This is a genomic window from Bacteroides sp. 14(A) (genome assembly GCF_000526555.1).
GTDB classification, from domain to species: Bacteria; Bacteroidota; Bacteroidia; order Bacteroidales; family Bacteroidaceae; genus Bacteroides; species Bacteroides cellulosilyticus.
In genome coordinates this window covers 1,060,459-1,078,614 of the sequence record NZ_JAGH01000005.1, presented here as the reverse complement: position 1 = coordinate 1,078,614, position 18,156 = coordinate 1,060,459, and the positions used below count along the sequence as shown (strand labels likewise).

At 47.4% G+C, this 18,156-nt stretch carries 11 protein-coding genes, 2 tRNA genes and 2 rRNA genes; 7 read left to right on the top strand and 8 right to left on the bottom strand.

What is annotated here, in order from left to right; all coding sequences use genetic code 11:
* Nucleotides 1–2: 2 nt before the first annotated feature.
* Nucleotides 3–1,238, bottom strand: a complete 1,236-nt coding sequence (locus K429_RS0127360; RefSeq protein WP_007209886.1) for a hypothetical protein — start codon at nucleotides 1,236–1,238, stop codon at nucleotides 3–5.
* Between the two features lie 214 nt (nucleotides 1,239–1,452).
* On the opposite strand from K429_RS0127360, the gene K429_RS0127355 reads away from it, so the two are divergent.
* Nucleotides 1,453–2,652 (top strand): pyridoxal phosphate-dependent aminotransferase, encoded by a 1,200-nt coding sequence (locus tag K429_RS0127355; protein WP_007209884.1) that lies wholly within the window; start codon nucleotides 1,453–1,455, stop codon nucleotides 2,650–2,652.
* Between the two features lie 30 nt (nucleotides 2,653–2,682).
* Complete coding sequence (locus tag K429_RS0127350; protein ID WP_007209883.1) at nucleotides 2,683–3,927, top strand: ABC transporter permease; 1,245 nt, start codon at nucleotides 2,683–2,685, stop codon at nucleotides 3,925–3,927.
* 203 nt (nucleotides 3,928–4,130) lie between these two features.
* Here the strand turns inward: K429_RS0127350 and K429_RS0127345 are convergent, their stop codons facing one another.
* From K429_RS0127345 to K429_RS29575, 7 genes are all read right to left on the bottom strand, one after another.
* Nucleotides 4,131–5,303, bottom strand: a complete 1,173-nt coding sequence (locus K429_RS0127345; protein WP_007209781.1) for a glycosyltransferase — start codon at nucleotides 5,301–5,303, stop codon at nucleotides 4,131–4,133.
* A 48-nt stretch (nucleotides 5,304–5,351) separates the two neighbouring features.
* Entirely contained in the window at nucleotides 5,352–5,993 is a 642-nt protein-coding gene (gene bioD / locus K429_RS0127340; protein WP_029328830.1) for a dethiobiotin synthase, read from the bottom strand.
* Between the two features lie 116 nt (nucleotides 5,994–6,109).
* Nucleotides 6,110–6,880, bottom strand: coding sequence for a malonyl-ACP O-methyltransferase BioC (bioC, locus tag K429_RS0127335; protein WP_007216401.1), 771 nt, complete (start codon nucleotides 6,878–6,880; stop codon nucleotides 6,110–6,112).
* Nucleotides 6,865–7,563, bottom strand: coding sequence for a pimeloyl-ACP methyl esterase BioG family protein (locus K429_RS0127330; protein ID WP_022208540.1), 699 nt, complete (start codon nucleotides 7,561–7,563; stop codon nucleotides 6,865–6,867). Before K429_RS0127330 ends, bioC begins: the two co-directional genes overlap by 16 nt.
* A 102-nt stretch (nucleotides 7,564–7,665) precedes the next feature.
* Nucleotides 7,666–8,820, bottom strand: coding sequence for an 8-amino-7-oxononanoate synthase (locus K429_RS0127325; RefSeq protein ID WP_029328829.1), 1,155 nt, complete (start codon nucleotides 8,818–8,820; stop codon nucleotides 7,666–7,668).
* Nucleotides 8,817–11,075: an adenosylmethionine--8-amino-7-oxononanoate transaminase gene (gene bioA / locus K429_RS0127320; protein WP_029328828.1), complete on the bottom strand. Its 2,259-nt coding sequence runs from the start codon at nucleotides 11,073–11,075 to the stop codon at nucleotides 8,817–8,819. The genes K429_RS0127325 and bioA overlap by 4 nt, the downstream gene beginning before the upstream one ends.
* Nucleotides 11,076–11,082: 7 nt before the next feature.
* The gene (locus K429_RS29575; RefSeq protein WP_029328827.1) at nucleotides 11,083–11,658 is read right to left on the bottom strand and encodes a hypothetical protein; all 576 of its coding nucleotides are present in this window, start codon (nucleotides 11,656–11,658) and stop codon (nucleotides 11,083–11,085) included.
* Between the two features lie 253 nt (nucleotides 11,659–11,911).
* On the opposite strand from K429_RS29575, the gene K429_RS30530 reads away from it, so the two are divergent.
* The 5 genes from K429_RS30530 (at nucleotide 11,912) to K429_RS0127290 (ending at nucleotide 18,150) form a co-directional block, all read left to right on the top strand.
* The gene (locus K429_RS30530) at nucleotides 11,912–12,106 is read left to right on the top strand and encodes a hypothetical protein (protein WP_195738998.1); all 195 of its coding nucleotides are present in this window, start codon (nucleotides 11,912–11,914) and stop codon (nucleotides 12,104–12,106) included.
* A gap of 1,083 nt (nucleotides 12,107–13,189) precedes the next feature.
* Nucleotides 13,190–14,712 (top strand): 16S ribosomal RNA (locus tag K429_RS29195).
* A 198-nt stretch (nucleotides 14,713–14,910) separates the two neighbouring features.
* Nucleotides 14,911–14,984 (top strand) — tRNA-Ile (locus tag K429_RS0127300).
* Between the two features lie 84 nt (nucleotides 14,985–15,068).
* Nucleotides 15,069–15,142 (top strand) — tRNA-Ala (locus K429_RS0127295).
* 125 nt (nucleotides 15,143–15,267) lie between these two features.
* Nucleotides 15,268–18,150 (top strand): 23S ribosomal RNA (locus tag K429_RS0127290).
* Together the 16S and 23S rRNA genes with 2 tRNA genes alongside form the textbook arrangement of a ribosomal RNA operon.
* Nucleotides 18,151–18,156 lie beyond the last annotated feature (6 nt).

The window sequence follows — 18,156 nt, the reverse complement described above, 5'->3', positions numbered from 1 at the left end:
TATTATTCAACTCTTTTGCATCCGTTCGCTTGCAGGAATTCATCCAGCAGTATTTCGTAATTTCCCTGTATCAGGATATGATGGTTTCCCAATGGATTTTTGAGGAAATACTCTGCGGGTGTATCCATTTTAATGCGTACCTGTGTGCGGCACATATTAATGTAGTTCGTATTCTCAGTCAGGGTGCCTGTGCTCAGGTAATATTCGTCCAGACATTCTCCGCCACATTTTACCAGAGTGACGTGTCCCGTAGGCAGGATTCCCTGAATACCGATACCCATCTCTGTTTCAAAGTGATTGCGGATGATGTATTGTTCGGTTTGTGCAATACCCACGGTGCAGTGAGCAAGTACGATTTCGTTGGTGCGTGCATTGATCATGGAAGGGTTTGCCATGAAAGAAGCCTTGCCGGTCAGCACTTTTACGGCAAGTTGGGTAAAGATAGATTGCAGGTCACCTTCACATCCGGCAATGATACCGTCATCGTTCAATAGGGAGAGGGCGAGGCATCCGGTGGTTCCGGTTTGTTCTATCAGTTTAAAACAGCTCAGGGTGAGTGCACTCAGTTTTTCTTTCTCCACAATCCGTTTAATGGCGCGATACAGGCGCATGGCTTTTATCAGATCCTCCGGTGTAGCTTCGCGGCAGGCAAGAGCTTTACCGGCAAAAGCAGCGCAGGCTTCGCCCACTTCGTCGTCTGTTACTTGATTGTAATATTCATAAACGCGTTCCAGTGAAATGTCGGTGTATTCAATTCCCCAGCGCCGTTTGGAAAGAAGGTAATCTACATTGCTGGCAACAAGCCAGGAAGAGGGGGAGCCTATTACGCCGATACGCGATCCGAAGAGTGCTTGTTGAGCTTTGAAGTTACTGTGGAGTACGAAGATACGTTTGATGATTTCGGGTAGTTCTCCGTGGAGGATTTCACTTTTCATACCCCGGCCACGTAGCCAGGACGAGATTTCGAGAGCGGCGGCCAGTGAGTTTTGCATACCGTCCGCCAGTAAGATTGCAGGGCGGGGCAGAGACTCGAAGTGCTGGATAACCAACCGTTCTACACCGCCGGTAGCAATGAAAAGCAGGCTGAAATCGTCTTTAGTGAGTTTGTTTATGTTTTGATATTCTACAATATTTACAGTGAAATATTTCTCCAGTTCGTTTAATATAAGTTCGTGTGAGCCGAGAATGGATGCTTGTTTATGCAGCAACGATGCAAATGTTATCAGGTTTAATACCATGGCATTGTATATGATTTACGATTTGACACTCAAAGGTACAATTTCTTTTGAATTCATCACTATCTTTTAAGTCATAGCTAGTGTTTTTAAACTTTTTTGCCAATGCTTTCCCGTCATTTCAAATAAAGTGTTACTTTTGCACCTTCGATTGCATATATATGAAAGTGTATCGTCAATCGTTAATATTTATTTGTCAAATTGTAAAAACTTAGACATGCCAGCAATATCTATTCGCGGAACGGAGATGCCCGCGTCTCCTATCAGAAAACTGGCTCCTCTGGCTGACGCAGCCAAGCAAAGGGGAGTGCATGTATTCCACCTGAACATCGGACAACCCGATTTGCCCACACCGCAAGTCGCGATTGATGCGATACGCAATATCGACCGGAAAGTTCTGGAATATAGTCCCAGTGCAGGATATCGCAGTTACCGTGAGAAGCTGGTGGGCTATTATGATAAGTTCAACATCAAACTGACGGCAGATGATATCATCATTACGTCCGGTGGTTCGGAGGCGGTATTGTTCTCCTTCCTGGCGTGCCTCAATCCGGGTGACGAGATTATTGTTCCCGAACCGGCTTACGCTAACTATATGGCGTTTGCCATCTCTGCCGGTGCTAAGATACGCACCATTGCCACTACCATAGAAGAAGGTTTTTCGCTTCCTAAAGTAGAAAAGTTTGAAGAGCTGATTAACGAGCGCACCCGGGCTATCCTGATCTGTAATCCTAATAATCCGACAGGTTATCTTTATACCCGTCGCGAAATGAACCAGATACGTGACCTTGTGAAGAAGTACGATTTGTTCCTCTTCTCCGATGAAGTGTATCGTGAGTTTATTTATACGGGTTCTCCTTATATCTCTGCCTGCCATTTGGAAGGTATTGAAGACAATGTGGTACTGATTGACTCCGTATCCAAGCGTTACTCGGAATGTGGTATCCGTATCGGTGCTTTGATTACGAAGAATGCGGAAATACGTAGTGCTGTAATGAAGTTTTGCCAGGCACGTCTCAGTCCTCCGTTGATTGGTCAGATTGCTGCCGAAGCTTCTCTGGATGCCGATGAGGATTACCTGCGCGATACGTATGATGAATATGTAGAACGCCGTAAGTGCCTGATAGACGGACTGAACCGTATCCCCGGTGTGTATTCGCCTATTCCTATGGGAGCATTCTATACAGTGGCAAAACTTCCGGTGGATGATTCCGATAAGTTCTGTGCCTGGTGTCTTTCTGACTTCGAGTATGAAGGACAAACCGTATTCATGGCACCTGCTTCCGGCTTCTATACTACTCCCGGTTCCGGTCGGAATGAAGTGCGTATAGCCTATGTGCTGAAGAAGGAAGACCTGACCCGTGCGCTTTTTGTCTTATCAAAGGCATTGGAGGCATATCCGGGAAGAGTTGAATAAATACGTAAGAAGAACACAAGTTATTATGACATGAGTTTAGCCCTGTTTTTGGCCCGACGTATTTATCGCGACAGCGATGCGGGAAAGCAAGTTTCCCGTCCTGCCGTGCTCATTGCCCTGATAGGTGTTGCTATCGGTCTGGCGGTGATGATTATCACGGTGTCGGTGATTGTCGGGTTCAAGAACGAAGTGCGTGGTAAAGTAATAGGTTTCGGTGCGGACATTCAGATAACGAATTCGGATGCTGCACGTTCCTACGAGACGCGTCCTGTGGTGGTGAATGACAGTGTCATCTCCATTCTATCCGAATATCCTGAGGTGAAGCATGTGCAGCGCTATTCCACCAAACCGGGCATGGTAAAGACTGCCGAGGATTTTCAAGGCATGGTTCTGAAGGGGATAGGACCAGAGTTTGATCCTGCTTTTTTCCGTGAACATCTGGTGGAAGGAGAGTTACCGCAGTTCAGTGATACGGCTTCTTCCAATCGGGTAGTCATTTCTAAGGCACTGGCTACAAAGCTGAGGTTGAAACTTGGAGATAAGATAGATACCTATTATATCCAGGATGATATTCGTGCCCGCCGTTTGCAGATTGTAGGAATTTACCAGACTAACTTCTCGGAATACGATAACCTTTTCCTCCTTACCGATTTATATCTTGTAAACCGTCTCAACAACTGGGAACCGGGGCAAGTGAGCGGTGCAGAATTGCAGGTACGCGATTATGATCGTCTTGAAGAGATCACCTATCAGATTGCTGCCGACCTGGACGGAATGGAGGACCGGTACGGTGAAGACTATTGTGTGCGCAACGTAGAGCAGCTGAATCCCCAGATATTTGCCTGGCTCAGTATTCTGGATGTGAATATCTGGGTAATATTGATACTGATGGCAGGCGTAGCAGGTTTTACCATGGTGTCCGGCTTATTGATTATCATCATCGAACGTACTTCCATGATCGGCATACTGAAGTCTCTGGGCGCCAATAACACCACCATACGCAAGGTATTCCTTTGGTTCTCAGTCTTTCTTATCGGTAAAGGTATGCTATGGGGCAATGTCATCGGACTGGCGTTCTATTTCTTGCAAAAGTGGTTTGGTATCTTCAAACTTGATCCGGAGACGTATTACATGGATACCGTTCCCGTATCCTTCAATATTCTGCTGTTCTTATTACTGAATATAGGTACTCTGCTGGCATCTGTCCTGATGCTGTTAGGCCCCTCTTTCCTGATTACACGCATCCATCCCGCTAACTCAATGAGATACGAATAAAAGTGATTAGTGTTTGGTGATAAGTGATTAGCGCCATTCGGTATATTATTTTTTAGACGCGGATGACACGGATAACGCGGATTTTTTTTATCCACTTTTATAGCGCAGCCTTTTAAATCCGCGTTATCCGTGTCATCCGCGTCTAAAAAATTATTTATCATTTAATTCATAACCGAAAAGAAATGAATTATTCCAGCCTACTCTTATTTTCTCAGGAAACTACTTTTCTTTCTGAATAGGCAATACAACTTCCAGCGGAGTGATTGCATAGGCTGTAGAATATCAAATACCGGAAGCGTAAAGATGTAACGTCGTTTCTCTCCGAGATCCTTTGCCGTCTTATTGATAATCAGCGCTTGCAGGGTGTATCGCAAGGCGAACAACAGAAATGCAATGCCGGCTGCCAACCAGTGAAAATTCAGTATCCCAATCACCAGAGCGGTTATCCATGCTGCATGAAACAGTAACCGTGTAGTAGTTTCAAAGCCCGATAAATAGCGTTGGATACCCCGGTAGAAATGTGCTGTACCCATATAGCTGATTTTCTCTTCCCGCCAGTCCTTGGCACGGTAAACGGGTTGCACACGTACCACTGCATTGGCATCGGTCTCTATCCTCGTGTTCTCGGCCGTAGCTGTCTTATTGATGAATAAATCATCATCTCCGCGTTGCAGGTTCAGGTGTGCTGAAAAACCTTTCTGGGCATAGAATAACTCTTTCCGGTATGCCATGTTGCGTCCGATACCCATATAAGGCTTTCCCGCCAGTGCATAGCCCAGGTAGCGCATGGAAGTAAACAGATTATCAAAAGATACCCGTTTGTGCAGCCAGCCTTTTCCACGTTCGTATCCGCTGTATCCCAGTACGATTTGCGCACGGGAGGTAAAGTTGCGTGCCATGGTGCGCAGCCATTGGTTGCTTTCGGGCAGACAGTTTGCATCGGTAAACACAAGCCAGTCATATTTGCTTGCCTTTATTCCGAGAGTGATGGCCAGTTTCTTGCGGCTGATGTAGCGTGAAGAACTGGGCACGAAGCTATGATACAGGTTCGGGTACTTTTCCCCTTGCAGAGTCAGGTAATCTTCGCTTTCATCCGTGTTGCCATCATTGATGACGATCACTTCGAATTGCGGGTAATCCTGTTCCAGCACAGCAGGCAGATTACGGCGCAGATTTTCCACTTCCTCGCGGGCATAGATGATGACCGATAAAGGAGGCAACTCCTGTGAAAAATGTATGTCACTTCGCTTTACGGCACGGCTACGGGCATGTATACGATTATAAAGACAAAAGTAATAAAGGAGTTGAATCAGGAAAAGGATACCGACAGCGGCAAGTAATGCTTGTTCTGTAGTATTGAATGTTAATGCTTCCATGTGGTCGTATGACGTTTTTTGTGTTGCAAATGTACACAAAAAATATGATTATACGACAGGTACCACCACAAACTTGCTTTTCGGGAAATACTTATCCAGATACCGGTGGATATACTGCATCGTATCTTCTTGTATTGTAGTATCTTCTACGGTAGGATAGAGATTATACAGCACTGTATCCAGTTGTATTCCTCTGCTTCGGATTGCCTCGAAGCTGAGCAATGTATGGTTGATACTTCCCAGCTTGCCGGAAGTTACGAATATCAACGGATATTGTTTTTCTGCAATGTAGTCAATCGTCAGGTAATCCTCGGTAAGGGGAACCATTAACCCGCCTGCACCTTCCACGAGCACCACATCGTAGCGTCGGGCAAGTTCTTGTGTGGCACGTTCTATCTTTCCGAAGTCAATCGGACGGTTGTCAATACGTGCAGCCAGATGAGGAGAGCAGGGATAAGAGAATATCTCAGGCATGGTCAATCCCTCACGGTCTTCCTCCGTCATGCCGATGCCCATGAGACGGCGGTGCAGGTCTATATCCTCGGAATAGCCGATGTTACCTGTCTGGATAAATTTCTGCGTGATAACACGTTTACCGCTGCCAATCAGTTGACAGGCATAATAAGCTGTACAATAAGATTTTCCGGCATCCGTATCGATACCGCTGATAAAATACACATTCTTTTCCATTTCCTTTAATACTTATAGTTCACCACAGAGTAACACAGAGTATCACAGAGTTTAATCAGTTTGAAATCAAAAGAATAGAACTCTGTGATACTCTGTGTTACTCTGTGGTGAATAGCTCATTTATATATCTTAATCTTTTTTCTTCGTGTAACAATATAAATAGGATGATACGTCAGAGTGACATTTCCGTCCTCCCGTCTGAACTGTTCGGTATAGCTGTTGCAGAAAGTCTGTAACCGTCCCCGTGTCCATACTTTCTTTTCCGTTCCTGTCACTCCGGTTTCCTTCAGATGTTGCAACACCTGGAGTGGGGTGCTGAAGGGGAGGGAGACTATTTCCTCTTCAGCATACACAGTCTCAAAATGAGGAGCAAGGAGTTCTTTCAGCGCTTCTATGGGCAGATAATCAAGTCCATGTCCTGTGAGCGTGCGGATTTCGCGCATATTTTCAGTACCGAAGGTGCTGAAAGCCAGATAACCGTCTTCCGACAGGAAACGATGACAGCGGGCGAAGAACTCCTTCGGATCATTGAACCATTGCAAGGTAGAGCAGGAAGTGATTAAATCCGTCTTTTCGGGGAAGTCCAGCGCTTCAGCATCTCCGGGAATGAACCGCACGGTATCTTGTGGAAGCAAATCAGTGAGACACTCTTTCATCTCCGGACATAGATCGTTCAGCAGCAGGCTTTCCGGTTGCAACTTGTGCAGCAACAACCTGGAATAGCTGCCGGTACCACATCCGAACTCCACGATACGGCGAAAGAGCGGAGAAGCGCGCTCCGTCAGCAGTTGCAGCATTTTCTCGGCTACCTGTTGCTGTACGCGGGCTTCGTGCGAGTAAGTATCCCGTGCACGGGCAAATCGTTCCGCAATCAGTCTTTTGTCCATATTTCCTGTAAATAGTATCGGAACAGTTCTACTTGATAATGGGCATCTTCTGTGTAATGCACCCGTAAGGTTTTCCGGCTGATTTCCGCTTCTTTTCGCCAGGCATTCAGCTGATTATCGGGAGGAATGATGCGGTCGTTGTTTCCCACTACCGCCTGTTGCCAATAGAACGAAGTGGCGGGCAGCGAGAGATACATGCGTTCTATTTCCGCCAGTTCCTCTTTCAGCTCCTCCAGCGGCCGCCTGGGTGTAATGTTCAGGAACTCTTTGAAGGCCTCCCCGTTGAAGCACATTCTTCTCAGAAACTTATGCAGGGAAGGGCCGGTCAAACCTTCCAGGGTTCCGTGATAGATTGCAGTCGGAATGCCGTATGTATCATCAATAGGATAGGGGGTTCCATTGATGGCTATACTGTTTTTGATGACGAGAGCTGTATCCGTTTCCTGCAATTTACCCATTACTTGAGTTGCCGCCCATACTCCCATTGACCATCCGATGACATTGATTTCGCGGTATTCTTTCAGCAAGGAAGCATCAAACTCCAGTGTCCGGTAATCGTAGCAGAGCATGTAGTCACTGTCCGCAGGTTGATAATCTTTGAACGGTGTTTCGTCGGCTCCCCATCCGGCAAAGAATAGTAATAACCGGGGATGTCTGTCTTTTATGATATAAACTTGCTTCATAATTCTGTATCTTTTTTCTAAGGTACGCGGACAACACGGATGAAAAATTAAAAATCCGCGTTCGTCCGTTTCATCCGCATCGTCCGCGTACCTGTATTATTATTATTTAATATATTTTACTAGCTTCCTGACTTCTTCCTCCCTTATTTCCGCCGTCAGCGAAAAGCGGATACGCGATGTCCCCTCCGGAACCGTAGGTGGCCGTACAGGCAAGGCATAAAAGCCATGCCGTTGCAACTCCTCGGCCTTCTGAATAGTCTCTGAGCTTTTCCCTACAATCATAGGAACTATATAACTGGCACTCGGACACTCATATCCCTTCTCTTTCAGAGCCTCGCGAAGAATATTGCTGATATTTTCCAAATGTATTCTTCGCTCCCTGAAACCACCCAATCGGCGGACGATAAACAAAGTCCATGCGATATTTACCGGAGGAAGAGCCGTTGTAAAAATAAGTGTTCGCATTCTGTTCACTAGATACTCCCGGATGGTGCGTCGGCAAACAATGTATGCTCCGGCTGATGCGGCTGCTTTGCCAAAAGTGCCTACCAGAAAATCAATCTCCCGGATGCATCCGGTTTCTTCGGCGCAGCCCAGTCCTTGTTCGCCCCGTGCTCCGAAAGCGTGCGCTTCGTCCACGTAGAGCAATACGTTTTCGTACATCTGTTTCAGCTGTACCAGTTCTTTCAGATCGGCAGTATCTCCGTCCATGCTGAAAATACTTTCGGTGACGACAATCACCTGTCTGTATGCCGCATGATTTTCGGCGAGCAACCGTTCCAATTGTTTCAGATCATTGTGCCGGTAGCGGATACATTTGGCTGACGAAAGCCGGATGCCGTCGATCAGGCTTGCGTGTACCAGCTTATCCGCCAATATCAGTGTTTGCGTATCGCTCACGGCGGGCAGGATACCCGTATTGGCATGATAACCGCTGTTGAACACCAGTGCCGCTTCCGTTCCGAACAGCTGTGCAAGCGTCTGTTCCAGTTCCGCATAGACGATGAAGTTACCGGTCAGCAGGCGCGATGAGGAAGAGGTGGGCAGAAAACTGTCGGCTGTCAGTTCTTGCAGAAACTCTTCCCGCAAGTTGCGGTCGGCAGCCAGCCCCAAGTAATCATTCGAAGAAAGATTCAGCATACGCTGTCCACCTTCGATAACCTCCCGTCCTTCATGGATCAGGGCGGGCAGGGTTCGCAGGTTGCTGCGCTCTTTCAGTCCTTGCAGCTCTTGCTGCATTTGATCTGTTACATTCATCCTATTTCTCCTATAATCTTCAATAATCCGCTTGTCAGCTTTGTCAACTGCTCCGGTTCTATGATGAACGGTGGCATAATGTAAACCAGCTTGCCGAAGGGGCGCACCCAAATTCCTTCCTCCACGAACCGTTTTTGCATCCACGCCATGTCTACCGGGTCTTGTACTTCAATCACACCGATGGCGCCCAACACCCTCACATCTGCCACCTGTGGAAGTGCCAGCGCAGGTTCCAGTTCACGCCACAACTGTTCTTCAATGCGGCTCACTTTTCCCTGCCAATCGTATTCGGATGACGTCAACAGGCGTATGGAGGCGCATGCCACTGCACATGCCAGCGGATTTCCCATAAATGTGGGGCCGTGCATGAAAGCTCCCGGTGCATGATTGGAAATTGAATCCGCCACTTCGTTTGTGGTCAGTACGGCGGACAGCGTCATGTATCCGCCCGTCAGCGCTTTGCCTATGCACATGATGTCCGGTTCCACGCCTGCATATTCCCAGGCAAACATCTTGCCTGTACGCCCGAATCCGGTGGCTATCTCGTCAAAGATCAGCAGAATGTCATATTCCTTGCATATTCTGGCGGCTTCACGCAAGAATTGCGGATGATAGAACCACATGCCGCCGGCACCCTGAACGATGGGTTCCAGAATCAGTGCAGCCAGTTCCTCGTGATGCTTTTCCACAATGTCCAGCAGTTCCAGTGTGTCGTCGGCATTCCAGTCGCCATCAAAGCGCGATTGCGGACGGGAAGTGAAATACCGCACCGGCAATGCCGAGCCGAACAGGGAGTGCATTCCGGTCACCGGATCGCATACGGACATTGCGTTCCAGGTATCTCCGTGATACCCGCGACGGATGGTTACGAAATTACTTTTCTTTGTCAGATGCGCCCGTCCGGGAGCCGACTGACTTTTGGCATACCAATACTGTACAGCCATTTTCATGGCTACTTCCACAGCTACCGAACCGGAGTCGGCATAAAATATCTTTTGCATGGATGGCGGCACCAGTGGCAACAGCAGTTTGCCCAGTTCTATCGCCGGATCATGCGTCAGTCCGCCGAACATGACGTGTGACATCTTTTCCGTCTGTTCCCGAAGAGCCTGGTTCAGCACCGGATTGTTGTAGCCGTGCACCATGCACCACCAGGACGACATACCTTCTATGAGCACCTGTCCGTTTTCCAGTGTGATGGTTGCCCCGTCTCCCCGTTTCACCTTATACACCGGTAAGGGGTTGGTGGTCGATGTGTAAGGATGCCACAAATGTTCCCTGTCGAACTGTGAGTCGCTGAAGCGGTAGCCTGCATCTTCTATCAGTGCTTTGTCTTCTGAGACTTTCGATCCGAGGGTCGTGAGCAAATCTCCCACGATGGCGGAGTTCACACCTATGTATAAGGATTTTTTCACGGCTTCCTTTGTCAGTTGAGAGCGTCCGCCTGCAAAACGCAGGTAGGCTGTGGGGTTGATGAAGCGGAACAGGGCGATGGTGGTCAGCACTTCTTCCTCGGTCAGCCGGGACTGGCTTTCCAACGGTGTTCCCGGAATGGGCTGCAACAGGTTCAGCGGGATAGAGGGCACTTCCAGATCTCTCAGTGTAAAAGCGAATTCAATCCGCTGTCCGGCTGTTTCGCCCATGCCGATGATGCCGCCGCAACAAATATCCATTCCTACGCGACGGGCGGCTGCCAGGGTTTGTAGTTTTTCTTCCTGTGTGTGCGTGCTGCACAGGGTGGGGAAGTGGCTTGGGGCGGTTTCCAGGTTGCAGTGATAGCGCGTCACGCCTGCCGTATGCAAGGCGCGCAACTCGTCTTCATTCAGCAGTCCCAGCGAAGCGCAGAGTTGGATGGAGCTTTTCCGTCTCATATATCGGGCGGCTTCACACAGTTTCTCCATGTTTTTCCCCGAAGGCTTCCGCCCGCTGGTCACCAATGAGAAGCGGGCTACGCCTTGTGATTCGTTGTGCAGTGCATGGCGCAGGCACTCATCCTTATCCACCAGATCGTAAACATCCGCTTTCGTCTTATAGTGTGATGATTGTGCGCACCATTTGCAGTTTTCGGGGCAGCGGCCGGACTTTGCATTGATGATGGAGCACATATCGAACTCCTGCGATGCCCGTGCGGCGGTGATCTCGTGTGCCGCTTCATAGAGGGCTTCCTTATCCGGCTGTGTGGCCAACCATTCCGCTTCTGCCTGTGTGATGGGGACATCTTGCAGTACTTTGTTTTTCAATTCTTCTACTGTCATATTCTTACTAATTTAGCAAATTCATAGGAGTTATCATTTCATTAGGAATTAAAGGAGGTAAAGCCGATACTCCTGAAAAAAGATTTTTGGGAGCTACTTCCTTTACCTCTAAATACATGTGACGCGAATCGTGCAAATCTGAAAACAGCATTTGCATGATCCGCGTCACATGTGTTCCACTCTTATTTATAATGGTGTTTATATCCAACCCCTGTCTTGTTTTGAGATAGGGGGGATTTACATACTTTTTCCCTTTAGGACCGATTGTAGCCGGGCACAAAACAGGCATCAATCCTCTGAAACCGAAGATTTCGAGCTTTGTTCCCAATCCGTTCTCGCTTCCCAACGGTATGCCTATGTCAGTTTCCTGTCCTTTACCGTTGTCTGTATCTTCCAGGCTCTGCCTGCCGCTTTTGCAGCCGGCTGATGTTCCGGACTTTTGTTTGGAGAGCGAAGAGTCCGCCACACTTTTGGGCAGGCAACCGATAGTGACGCAACGTCCCAGGCTGGCAAATGCAGCATAGGCTTTCCGGCTCCATTTCCTGAAGCGCAGGGTCGTTCTATTGAGTTGTCTTTTTCTCATGGGGTTTCCGGATCGGTTCAATGCCGTTTTTCGGTATTATTCTTGTTAATCGGCCGCAAATGTAACAAAAATATTTTTCTCTTTATAACGATTGAAGGCCTATGATCGCATGAATAAAAAATAGTTCCCCCATGTTTCACAACGTAGAGCCGAAATTCCATCGGACGTTGGTACACTTGGTACAGAGGTTCACCGTTCCCTTTGCTTCACACACACGCGCGTAATATATAAGGTGTACACTCAAGAGGAAAATGTGGCAAATGACAGTAATCCGCTGTCATGGGGGAGCTTTTACGTTTCGCCTCACCGACGAGCAGAAGAAGGAATTCAAGGCCTATGGGATCTCGCCATTACCTCCGCTTCCACTTGGCTGAAGCACTTGTGGAAATACGGTCTGTTGGAAAGCGTAGCCGTAAATGGAACTTATACAAAGTCGGATAAGCGGTGAGGAATGATCAGTGGTGGGGACAGAGTGGTGGGGATTCACACCTTATTATACGCGCACGTGTGTGTGAGGCAAAGGGAACGGTGAACCTCTGTACCAAGTGTACCAACCCCACCATTACAAAACCATACCTCAACTCCGCAAAAATGAATCTCAACCTTACCTCGCTAAACCTCAGCTCTGCAACGCTAAACCTCAGCTTTAGGTTCTCAAACCTTAGCTTTACACTTCCAATCCTCAGCTTTAAGGTTCTCCCAGTACTTTTCCCCGCCTCTGTCTACGCGCACGTTGCGCGCACGCATATATAATAATGTACCCCCTTCCAGCTCCTTTCATCCCCCCCTTTCAAATTTATGTTCTACAACATCCTTATCAATCAGCCATTTACGAAATTGTTTCAAAAAAGTTTCGAAAAAAAGACAGATATGTTTGGAGTGAATAGATATATCGGCTACTTTTGCACCCGCTAACCAAGAGACGGTCAGCCTTGAAATTGACATTCTGACAGAAACGGCGTAGGAACTCCAACGTTTTTCTTTTCTTTAGCCTTTATTCCGATCAGGAATACAGCATTCTAAAAGAAAAAAGAAAAAAACTTCCGGAAACATTTGGAAGATATGCTTAAAAGTTCTTACCTTTGCACCCGCTTTCCGAGAAGAGGCTGACACAGAGTCGGCTTCCCTGATAGAGGCGGCGCTAAGAACTTCTTCTTCTTTTATCTCCCTTTCGCAAAGAGAGACGACGAGAAAAAGAAAAAAGAAAAAAACTTTCGAAATTATTTGGAAGATATACTTAAAAGTTCTTACCTTTGCATCCGCTTTCTGAAAAGAAAAGCAGTTTTAAAAAGAAGCGATCTTTGAAGAATTTACATAAACAATACAAGTAGTACAAGAGCAGGTGCTTCGCAAATTAGTAATTAAAAATTAATAATTAAAGCGCAGCATCTGGGTATAAAAAAAGAACCGTCAAGTAACTTATATATATAGGTAATTTGAAGACTTTTAATAAACCGAGCGTCCTGAACAGAGCAAAAACACTGTCGCTTTTTAATTATTAATTATTAATTTGCGCAGTCACAATACTTTTACAATGAAGAGTTTGATCCTGGCTCAGGATGAACGCTAGCTACAGGCTTAACACATGCAAGTCGAGGGGCAGCATGACCTAGCAATAGGTTGATGGCGACCGGCGCACGGGTGAGTAACACGTATCCAACCTACCGGTTATTCCGGGATAGCCTTTCGAAAGAAAGATTAATACCGGATAGTATAACGAGAAGGCATCTTCTTGTTATTAAAGAATTTCGATAACCGATGGGGATGCGTTCCATTAGTTTGTTGGCGGGGTAACGGCCCACCAAGACATCGATGGATAGGGGTTCTGAGAGGAAGGTCCCCCACATTGGAACTGAGACACGGTCCAAACTCCTACGGGAGGCAGCAGTGAGGAATATTGGTCAATGGACGAGAGTCTGAACCAGCCAAGTAGCGTGAAGGATGACTGCCCTATGGGTTGTAAACTTCTTTTATATGGGAATAAAGTGAGCCACGTGTGGCTTTTTGTATGTACCATACGAATAAGGATCGGCTAACTCCGTGCCAGCAGCCGCGGTAATACGGAGGATCCGAGCGTTATCCGGATTTATTGGGTTTAAAGGGAGCGTAGGCGGACTATTAAGTCAGCTGTGAAAGTTTGCGGCTCAACCGTAAAATTGCAGTTGATACTGGTCGTCTTGAGTGCAGTAGAGGTAGGCGGAATTCGTGGTGTAGCGGTGAAATGCTTAGATATCACGAAGAACTCCGATTGCGAAGGCAGCTTACTGGACTGTAACTGACGCTGATGCTCGAAAGTGTGGGTATCAAACAGGATTAGATACCCTGGTAGTCCACACAGTAAACGATGAATACTCGCTGTTTGCGATATACGGCAAGCGGCCAAGCGAAAGCATTAAGTATTCCACCTGGGGAGTACGCCGGCAACGGTGAAACTCAAAGGAATTGACGGGGGCCCGCACAAGCGGAGGAACATGTGGTTTAATTCGATGATACGCGAGGAACCTTACCCGGGCTTAAATTGCATCTGAATAATTTGGAAACAGATTAGCCGCAAGGCAGATGTGAAGGTGCTGCATGGTTGTCGTCAGCTCGTGCCGTGAGGTGTCGGCTTAAGTGCCATAACGAGCGCAACCCTTATCTTTAGTTACTAACAGGTCATGCTGAGGACTCTAGAGAGACTGCCGTCGTAAGATGTGAGGAAGGTGGGGATGACGTCAAATCAGCACGGCCCTTACGTCCGGGGCTACACACGTGTTACAATGGGGGGTACAGAAGGCAGCTACACAGCGATGTGATGCTAATCCCAAAAGCCTCTCTCAGTTCGGATTGGAGTCTGCAACCCGACTCCATGAAGCTGGATTCGCTAGTAATCGCGCATCAGCCACGGCGCGGTGAATACGTTCCCGGGCCTTGTACACACCGCCCGTCAAGCCATGAAAGCCGGGGGTACCTGAAGTCCGTAACCGCAAGGAGCGGCCTAGGGTAAAACTGGTAATTGGGGCTAAGTCGTAACAAGGTAGCCGTACCGGAAGGTGCGGCTGGAACACCTCCTTTCTGGAGCGACGCTCAGTCAAAATCAGAGATTTTGAAATTAATAATTAACAATTATAAATTAAAAACTCTCTGTACTAACAAATTAGAAGTTGGTTCTTTTGACATGCTACATAAGAACCTCTTGCACTACGCGTAGTTGTTTATATAATATATATTGAGAAAGAAGAAGCCGAGCCGCAAGGCGAGGTTGAACTCGACAGTCCTATAGCTCAGTTGGTTAGAGCGCTACACTGATAATGTAGAGGTCGGCAGTTCAACTCTGCCTGGGACTACTTCTTAAATTAGAAATTAGAAATTAAAAATTAAATTTACGACATCGCATTTTAATTTATAATTTATAATTTTTAATTAATGAAGGGGGATTAGCTCAGCTGGCTAGAGCACCTGCTTTGCACGCAGGGGGTCAACGGTTCGAATCCGTTATTCTCCACTCTGATAACAAATTTAATTATTAATTATTAATTTGTTAATCAACCGTTCTTTGACATGATGTACAAAAAAAAGTAAAGTTATAACAAGCTGAAAGTATATATCGAGCCATACGGCTAGGTAAGACTAAAAGTAAGTAAGGGCGCATGGCGGATGCCTTGGCTCTCGGAGGCGATGAAGGACGTGATAAGCTGCGATAAGCTGCGGGTAGGTGCAAATGACCTTTGATCCGCGGATTTCCGAATGGGACAACCCAATATCTTGAAGAGATATTATCCATCTTACGATGGAGGCGAACGCAGGGAACTGAAACATCTTAGTACCTGTAGGAATAGAAAATAAATAATGATTCCCCAAGTAGTGGCGAGCGAACGGGGAATAGCCCAAACCATATGTGTTACGGCATGTATGGGGTTGTAGGACCACGTCGTGGGACGAAAGTTAGTGAGTAGAATGATCTGGAAAGTTCAGTCATAGACGGTGATAACCCGGTATACTAAGCTAACTGAACCCTAGTGGTATCCTGAGTAGCGCGGGACACGAGGAATCTTGCGTGAATCTGCCGGGACCATCCGGTAAGGCTAAATACTCCCGAGAGACCGATAGCGAACCAGTACTGTGAAGGAAAGGTGAAAAGCACTTCGAACAGAAGAGTGAAATAGTCCCTGAAACCATGCGCCTACAAGCGGTCGGAGCAGTTTAAACTGTGACGGCGTGCCTTTTGCATAATGAACCTACGAGTTACTTTTTCCGGCAAGGTTAAGGATCTTGAGATCTGCAGCCGAAGCGAAAGCGAGTCTTAACAGGGCGGATAGTCGGAAGGAGTAGACGCGAAACCAAGTGATCTACCCTTGGCCAGGTTGAAGGACAGGTAACACTGTCTGGAGGACCGAACCGATAAGCGTTGAAAAGCTTCCGGATGAGCTGAGGGTGGGGGTGAAAGGCTAATCAAACTTGGAGATAGCTCGTACTCCCCGAAATGCATTTAGGTGCAGCCTTGATTTATACTAATATGAGGTAGAGCGACTGATAAGATGCGAGGGCTTCGCCGCCTATCAAGTCTTGACAAACTCCGAATGCGTATTAGTTCTATATCAGGAGTGAGGGCATGGGTGCTAAGGTCCATGTCCTAAAGGAGAACAATCCGGACCATCAGCTAAGGTCCCGAAATAATTGCTAAGTTGATCTAACGAAGTCAGATTGCTAAGACAGCTAGGATGTTGGCTTGGAAGCAGCCATTCATTTAAAGAGTGCGTAACAGCTCACTAGTCGAGGAGTTTGGCGTGGATAATAATCGGGCATAAGCAATTTACCGAAGCTATGGGATGTGCAAACATCGGTAGGGGAGCATTCTACTCAGCGTCGAAGGTGAAGCGTAAGCTTTGCTGGAGCGTGTAGAAAAGCAAATGTAGGTATAAGTAACGATAAAGGGGGTGAGAAACCCCCTCGCCGAAAGACTAAGGTTTCCTGATCAACGCTAATCGGATCAGGGTTAGTCGGGTCCTAAGGCTCAGCCGAACGGTGAGGCCGATGGCAGAACAGGTTAATATTCCTGTACTACCTTAAAGAGTGACGTGGAGACGGAGGCGTGACAGTGCCGCGAACTGACGGAATAGTTCGTTGAAGGGTGTAGATGTTGATCGGGGCAGGCAAATCCGCTCCGAGAGTCGAACCTGATAGTATGGAGCGTTCTTCGGAACAATCCAATAGTGCATGTAAACATACTCCCAAGAAAATCCGCTAAACTTAATCTTTAAGGTACCCGTACCGTAAACGGACACACGTAGTCGGGTTGAATATACTAAGGCGCTTGAGTGATTCACGGTTAAGGAACTAGGCAAATTGACCCTGTAACTTCGGGATAAAGGGTCCCCACTGCGAGGTGGGGCGCAGAGAATCGGTCCAGGCAACTGTTTAACAAAAACACAGGGCTATGCCAAATTGAAAGATGAAGTATATAGCCTGACACCTGCCCGGTGCTGGAAGGTTAAGAGGAGATGTCATCGCAAGAGAAGCATTGAATTGAAGCCCCAGTAAACGGCGGCCGTAACTATAACGGTCCTAAGGTAGCGAAATTCCTTGTCGGGTAAGTTCCGACCTGCACGAATGGTGTAATGATCTGGACACTGTCTCAACCGTGAGCTCAGTGAAATTGTAGTATCGGTGAAGATGCCGATTACCCGCGATGGGACGAAAAGACCCCGTGAACCTTTACTATAGCTTAACATTGAATTTGGGTAATTGATGTGTAGGATAGGCCGGAGGCTTTGAAGCAGGTACGCCAGTATTTGTGGAGTCGCTGTTGAAATACGGCCCTTTGGTTATTTGAGTTCTAACTCGCTGATGCGAGGACACTGTTTGGTGGGTAGTTTGACTGGGGTGGTCGCCTCCAAAAATGTAACGGAGGCTTCTAAAGGTGCCCTCACGCCGATTGGTAACCGGCGGCAGAGTGTAATGGCATAAGGGCGCTTGACTGGGAGACTTACAAGTCGATCAGGTAGGAAACTAGAGCATAGTGATCCGGTGTTTCTGTATGGAAAGGACATCGCTCAAAGGATAAAAGGTACTCCGGGGATAACAGGCTGATCCCTCCCAAGAGCTCATATCGACGGAGGGGTTTGGCACCTCGATGTCGGCTCGTCACATCCTGGGGCTGGAGAAGGTCCCAAGGGTTGGGCTGTTCGCCCATTAAAGTGGCACGCGAGCTGGGTTCAGAACGTCGTGAGACAGTTCGGTCTCTATCTATCGTGGGCGTATGAAATTTGCGTGGCTCTGACACTAGTACGAGAGGACCGTGTTGGACTGACCTCTGGTTTACCAGTTGTGCCGCCAGGTGCATTGCTGGGTATCTAAGTCGGGATTGGATAAGTGCTGAAAGCATCTAAGTACGAAGCCAGCCACAAGATTAGATTTCTTAGGGTCGTTGAAGACTACAACGTTGATAGGATGCAGGTGTACAGGTGGTAACATCATAGCCGAGCATTACTAATTGCCCGTTCACTTTTGGTCCTTGCC